Raw genomic sequence first — 6,068 nt, 5'->3', positions numbered from 1 at the left:
GGGGCGGTGCGGCTAAATTGGGGGGGGGCGCGCCTTACCTTCCGCGCGGCCTTTCCCGGGGCCCATGCGGTAATGGGGCGACGGGGTCCCACTGGCGGCCCCCCGCGCCGCAACCCCCCTACCGGGGCGGGGGGGGGCGGCTCCAGCGGAACGACATCATGGCGCGCCTGGCGGCGCGACGACGAACAGATACGAGAAGGGACCCACCTGGTGGCGGAACGCCTGACTGTCCGCGGCGCGCGGGAGCACAATCTCAAAGGGGTCGATATCGACCTGCCCCGCGACAGTCTGATCGTCTTCACCGGCCTGTCGGGGTCGGGGAAGTCCAGCCTGGCCTTCGATACGATTTTCGCCGAGGGGCAGCGCCGGTACGTGGAATCGCTGTCCGCCTACGCCCGGCAGTTCCTGGGCCAGATGGACAAACCCGATGTGGATTTCATCGAAGGCCTCTCACCCGCGGTCTCGATCGACCAGAAATCCACCAACCGTAACCCTCGCTCCACCGTCGGCACCATCACCGAGGTGCATGACTACCTGCGCCTGCTCTATGCCCGCGCCGGTGTCCCGCACTGCCCGGTGTGCTCCGAACTCATCGCCAAACAGACCCCGCAGCAGATCGTCGATCAGGTGCTGGCCATGGAGCCCGGGGTCCGCTTCCAGGTGCTCGCGCCGGTGGTGCGTACCCGCAAGGGTGAGTTCGTCGACCTGTTCGACCAGCTGAACTCGCAGGGTTACGCCCGGGTCCGGGTGGACGGGGTGGTGTATCCGCTCACCGATCCACCGAAGCTGAAGAAACAGGAGAAACACGATGTGGAGGTGGTGGTCGACCGCCTCGCCGTCAAACCGACCGCCAAACAGCGGCTCACCGATTCCATCGAGACCGCCCTGCGCCTGGCCGATGGGATCGTCGTCCTCGATTTCGTGGACCGCGACGAACACGCGCACGATCGCGAACGCCGCTTCTCCGAGAAACTGGCCTGCCCGAACGGCCACGCCCTCGATATCGAGGACCTGGAACCGCGGTCGTTCTCGTTCAACTCGCCCTACGGCGCCTGCCCCGACTGCACCGGGCTCGGTATCCGCAAAGAGGTCGATCCGGAACTCGTCGTCCCCGACCCCGAGCTGAGCCTGGCCGAGGGCGCAATCGCGCCGTGGTCGCGCGGGCAGAGCGCCGAATACTTCGTGCGCCTGCTCTCCGGGCTGGCCGCCGCGCAGGGTTTCGATCTGGACACCCCGTGGCGTGAACTACCGCCGCGGGCGCGTAAAGCCGTGCTCGAAGGCAGTTCGGATCAGGTCCATATCGTCTACACCAATCGGTACGGCCGGAAACGGTCCTACTACGCCGATTTCGAGGGCGTGATGCCGTTCCTGCAGCGGCGGCTGGACAACACCGAATCCGAGCAGATGAAGGAGCACTACGAGGGCTATATGCGGGATGTCCCGTGCCCGGTGTGCAACGGGGCGCGGCTGCGGCCGGAGATCCTGGCCGTGACGCTGTCCGCGGATGCGGAACGGAAATCCATCGCCGAGGTCAGCGAACTCTCGATTCGCGATTGCGCGCAGTTCCTGAACGCGCTGACCCTCGGGGAGCGGCAGGCGGCCATCGCCGGTCAGGTCCTCAAAGAGGTGCAGGCCCGGCTGGGGTTCCTGCTCGACGTGGGCCTGGACTACCTGACCCTGTCCCGCGCCGCGGCCACCCTCTCCGGTGGGGAGGCGCAGCGGATCCGGCTCGCCACCCAGATCGGGTCCGGGCTGGTCGGGGTGCTGTACGTCCTGGACGAACCCTCGATCGGGTTGCATCAGCGCGATAACCGCCGGCTCATCGAAACACTGACCCGGCTGAAGGACCTGGGCAACACTCTGATCGTCGTCGAGCACGACGAGGACACCATCCGCGCCTCGGACTGGGTCGTCGATATCGGCCCGTTCGCCGGTGAACACGGCGGCCAGGTGGTGCACAGTGGCCCCTATTCGGAACTGCTCGCCGATCCGGCCTCGCTCACCGGCGCGTACCTCTCCGGCCGGGAGCGGATCGAGATCCCGATGATGCGGCGGCCGGTGAACAAGAAGCGGCGGGTCACCGTGGTCGGAGCCCATGAGAACAATCTGCGCGGTATCGATGTGGCGTTCCCGCTGGGTGTGCTCACCGCCGTCACCGGGGTCTCCGGATCCGGTAAATCCACGCTCGTCAACGACATCCTGGCGACCGTGATGGCCAACAAGCTGAACGGTGCGCGCCAGGTGCCGGGCCGGCACACCCGGGTCAACGGGCTGGATCAACTGGACAAGCTGGTGCGGGTGGACCAGTCGCCGATCGGCCGCACCCCGCGGTCCAATCCGGCCACCTACACCGGAGTGTTCGACAAGATCCGCAGCCTGTTCGCCGCCACCACCGAGGCCAAGGTGCGCGGCTACCAGCCGGGCCGGTTCTCGTTCAACGTGAAGGGCGGCCGCTGCGAGGCCTGCTCCGGTGACGGCACCCTCAAGATCGAGATGAACTTCCTGCCGGATGTGTACGTGCCGTGCGAGGTCTGCCAGGGCGCCCGGTACAACCGGGAAACCCTCGAGGTGCACTACAAGGGCAAGACCATCGCCGAGGTCCTGGATATGCCGATCGAGGAGGCCGCCGAGTTCTTCGAACCGGTGACCTCGATCCACCGCTATCTGGCCACCCTCGTCGACGTCGGCCTCGGGTACGTGCGCCTGGGCCAGAGCGCGACCACCCTCTCCGGTGGTGAGGCGCAACGCGTGAAACTGGCGGCCGAACTGCAGAAACGCTCCAACGGACGTACGGTCTACATCCTCGACGAACCCACCACCGGCCTGCATTTCGAGGACATCCGCAAACTGCTCGCGGTGATCAACGGCCTGGTCGACAAGGGCAATACGGTGATCGTCATCGAACACAACCTCGATGTCGTCAAGACCGCGGACTGGGTGATCGATATGGGGCCCGAAGGCGGTTCCGGTGGCGGAACGGTGGTCGGTGAGGGGACACCCGAGGATATCGCCGCCACGCCCGGCAGCTACACGGGTGAGTTCCTGAAGGAGATCCTGGCGCAGCCCGCGGCCACGTCGCCGGCGAAGGAGACGGGTGCGGTGAAACCGGATACCGCACGGGCACGTAAGTCCACGGCCAAGAAGGCGCCGGCGGCGAAGAAGACCGCGAAAACGGCAGAATCCGCCGAGAAGGCAGCGAAATCGCCGGACGCGCAGAAGGCGAAACGTCTGGCCCGGAAGGCGGCGGCGCTGCGCTGAGTACAGAGCTGCGGCGGCCCCGGCGGTTTCGGCCCGGGTCCGCCGCGGCGTGACGCGTCAGTAGACCGGGCCGGTGTACTTCTCGCCGGGCCCGGCCCCCGGGGCATCGGGTATGGCGGAACTCTCCCGGAAGGCCTTCTGCAGCGATTGCAGACCCTCCCGCAGCGGCCCGGCGTGTGGTCCGAGGTACTCCACCGATGCGGTGATCAGACCTGCCAGAGCAGTGATGAGGCGCCGCGCCTCGTCCATATCCCGGCGCGGGCTGTTCTCGGGATCGTCGTCGCCGAGCCCGAGCTTCTCCGCAGCCGAACTCATCAGCATCACCGCTGCCCGGCTGATCACCTCCACGGCGGGGATCTCGGCCAGTTCGCGCACATCGCCCTCGGGCTGTTCGGTCATGGTGTTCAGCCTAAGCGCGCCTCGGCGGCAGCCGTGCCGGGGCCGTGAGCGGATGTGCGCCGCGACTCGTTTCTACCGGCCCGCCGCCCCGGCCGCGCGCAGTATCCGCAACTGGCCGATCTCGGTGGCGTTCTTCAGCAGTTCCACGTTCACCCACGCCGCCAGATGGGCGACGGTGAGTCCCGCGTCGGCAGGCCACGGGTAGGACGTGGCCCGTTCGAGCTCTGTGTCATCGCAGCCGTCGAGGACCCGGAGCCACTGCTCGCGCAGGTCGTGGATCCAGGTGAGGGCGGCCGCCGTATCGCCCGGCCAGTAGACCTCGGTGCGGTCGGGTACCGGCCGTTGCCCGGCGTGCGCAATCGCCGAACTCCACCACCAGCCGATATGCCAGGTCAGCCAGGCGATGGTGGTCGCGGGGACAGGATCGGGCTCCGTTTTCGCGAAGTCGGGGCGCCATTTCCCGTCGGCGCCGCGGTGCACCGTCCAGATCACCTCCGCGGGCGCCCAGTGGGTATCATCGTCGGTCAAGGCGTCGAAATGCAGCTGGGACAGCGACCAGATCAGGTCGAACTGCCAGCGGAGTAGGTCACGTCGGCTGCTCACGGCCGCCGAGCCTGGCAGACGGGCGAGTGCGTGGCAATCGAATTCCGTACCGGGCGCCGACCGGGCGATTCGTTCATCCGACGCGGAACTGTTAGACTCGTCGGCGACGACCGCCCCGGTCCTGTCCGGGGCAGACAAGTGGAGCCCGACTCCCACCGTTGCCGGCGAGTGATCGCCTGGTCAAACGGTCCGGTCACCCACCTTCGCGGTGGGACCACGGTCCCGGATGACCGGGAGTGTGGCGCAGGTATCGCATCTGCGTGGATCGGTCGACATCGGGCCCCGTCGGCGGTGAAATACCGCGACGGGGTTTTCGTGTTGAACAAGGGGTTCATTTCGAGCGGTCGTCGTGACGACACCGCTAGACCTAGGAGGCCCCATCAGCACTGAGACCCGCATCAACGATCGCATTCGTGTTCCCGAGGTCCGGCTCATCGGACCCGGCGGAGAACAGGTTGGGATCGTGCGTGTTGAAGATGCACTCCGCGTCGCCCTGGAGGCAGATCTGGACCTCGTAGAGGTCGCACCGGACGCACGTCCACCGGTCTGCAAGATCATGGATTACGGCAAGTTCAAGTACGAGACCGCGCAGAAAGCGCGCGAGTCCCGGAAGAACCAGGTCCAGACCGTGATCAAGGAACAGAAGCTGCGGCCCAAGATCGACAATCACGACTACGAGACCAAGAAGTCCAACGTCGTGCGCTTCCTGGAAGCCGGGGCGAAGGTCAAGGTCACCATCATGTTCCGGGGACGCGAACAGTCCCGGCCCGAACTCGGTTTCCGGCTGCTGCAGCGGCTGGCCTCCGATGTGGCGGAATTGGGTTTCGTCGAGACCTCGGCCAAGCAGGACGGCCGCAACATGACGATGGTCCTCGCCCCGCACAAGGGCGCGAAGACGCGGGCCAAGGCCGCGCAGGATTCGGCCCGGCCGCAGCCCGGCGGCGCGGCGCCGAATGCCGGTCGGCCGGTCGCGCAATAACAACGGCGGAGCCGTGAACACTGCGGCGCACCGCCGCACCCGCGGCGTACGCCGCAGCGATATTGCGTCGAGCCCGCAATAACGCTGATCAGCACACCTGGTCCGCCCCTGCGCGGGCACGACACAGATTGAGGTTGCCATGCCGAAGATGAAGAGCCACAGCGGCGCTTCGAAGCGTTTCAAGGTGACCGGTAAGGGCAAGCTGCGCCGTCAGCAGGCCAACCGCCGGCACCTGTTCGAGTACAAGTCCTCCCGCCGGACCCGTCGCCTGGAAGGTACGGAGGCCGTCGCTCCCGCCGACGTCCGCCGGGTGAAGAAGCTGCTGGGTATCTGATTCCCCTCTCCGGGGCAGATACCGTCCGGTACCGCCTACGCGACCGGACGCCGATGAACCGACCCACTCGGGTGCGCCCAACCAGCACCCCCAAGATCGATTAGGACTGACCAGTGGCACGCGTCAAAAGGGCCGTCAACGCTCAGAAGAAGCGCCGTTCGATCCTCGAGGCCTCCAAGGGCTACCGCGGGCAGCGCTCGCGCCTGTACCGCAAGGCCAAGGAACAGCAGCTGCATTCGCTCACCTACGCCTACCGGGACCGCCGGGCGCGTAAGGGCGATTTCCGCAAGCTGTGGATCGCGCGTATCAACGCCGCGGCCCGCGCCAACGACATCACCTACAACCGCTTCGTGCAGGGCCTGAAGGCCGCCGGTGTGGAGGTCGACCGCAAGAACCTCGCCGAGCTGGCCGTCTCCGACGCCGAAGCGTTCGCCGGCCTGGTCGCCGTCGCCAAGGCCGCGCTGCCGGCCGATGTCAACGCCCCGGCCGCCTGAG

At 67.0% G+C, this 6,068-nt stretch carries 6 protein-coding genes; 4 read left to right on the top strand and 2 right to left on the bottom strand.

Features of this window, described 5'->3' with window-relative positions; all coding sequences use genetic code 11:
- Positions 1 to 210: 210 nt before the first annotated feature.
- A complete protein-coding gene (uvrA, locus tag QH196_RS29950; protein ID WP_280419205.1) occupies positions 211 to 3,258 on the top strand; it encodes an excinuclease ABC subunit UvrA in 3,048 nt (1,015 codons plus the stop codon).
- A gap of 57 nt (positions 3,259 to 3,315) precedes the next feature.
- On the opposite strand, the gene QH196_RS29945 is transcribed toward uvrA, so the two are convergent.
- Together QH196_RS29945 and QH196_RS29940 are read right to left on the bottom strand one after the other, a co-directional pair.
- Positions 3,316 to 3,657 carry a DUF1844 domain-containing protein gene (locus QH196_RS29945; RefSeq protein ID WP_280419204.1) on the bottom strand — a complete coding sequence of 114 codons (342 nt, stop codon included), beginning with the start codon at positions 3,655 to 3,657 and terminating at the stop codon, positions 3,316 to 3,318.
- 72 nt (positions 3,658 to 3,729) lie between these two features.
- The gene (locus QH196_RS29940; protein ID WP_280419203.1) at positions 3,730 to 4,260 is read right to left on the bottom strand and encodes a DinB family protein; all 531 of its coding nucleotides are present in this window, start codon (positions 4,258 to 4,260) and stop codon (positions 3,730 to 3,732) included.
- A 349-nt stretch (positions 4,261 to 4,609) separates the two neighbouring features.
- On the opposite strand from QH196_RS29940, the gene infC reads away from it, so the two are divergent.
- From infC to rplT, 3 genes are all read left to right on the top strand, one after another.
- A complete protein-coding gene (gene infC, locus QH196_RS29935) occupies positions 4,610 to 5,239 on the top strand; it encodes a translation initiation factor IF-3 (RefSeq protein WP_280419202.1) in 630 nt (209 codons plus the stop codon).
- Between the two features lie 139 nt (positions 5,240 to 5,378).
- Entirely contained in the window at positions 5,379 to 5,573 is a 195-nt protein-coding gene (gene rpmI, locus QH196_RS29930; RefSeq protein ID WP_033245213.1) for a 50S ribosomal protein L35, read from the top strand.
- A 113-nt stretch (positions 5,574 to 5,686) separates the two neighbouring features.
- A complete protein-coding gene (gene rplT / locus QH196_RS29925) occupies positions 5,687 to 6,067 on the top strand; it encodes a 50S ribosomal protein L20 (protein WP_033245214.1) in 381 nt (126 codons plus the stop codon).
- Position 6,068: the final 1 nt, after the last annotated feature.

Origin of the sequence: Nocardia carnea (assembly GCF_029868325.1) — a bacterium.
Taxonomy (GTDB): domain Bacteria; phylum Actinomycetota; class Actinomycetes; order Mycobacteriales; family Mycobacteriaceae; genus Nocardia; species Nocardia carnea_C.
Note: the sequence above shows the minus strand (reverse complement) of the source record. Positions and strands in the feature narration are given on the sequence as shown.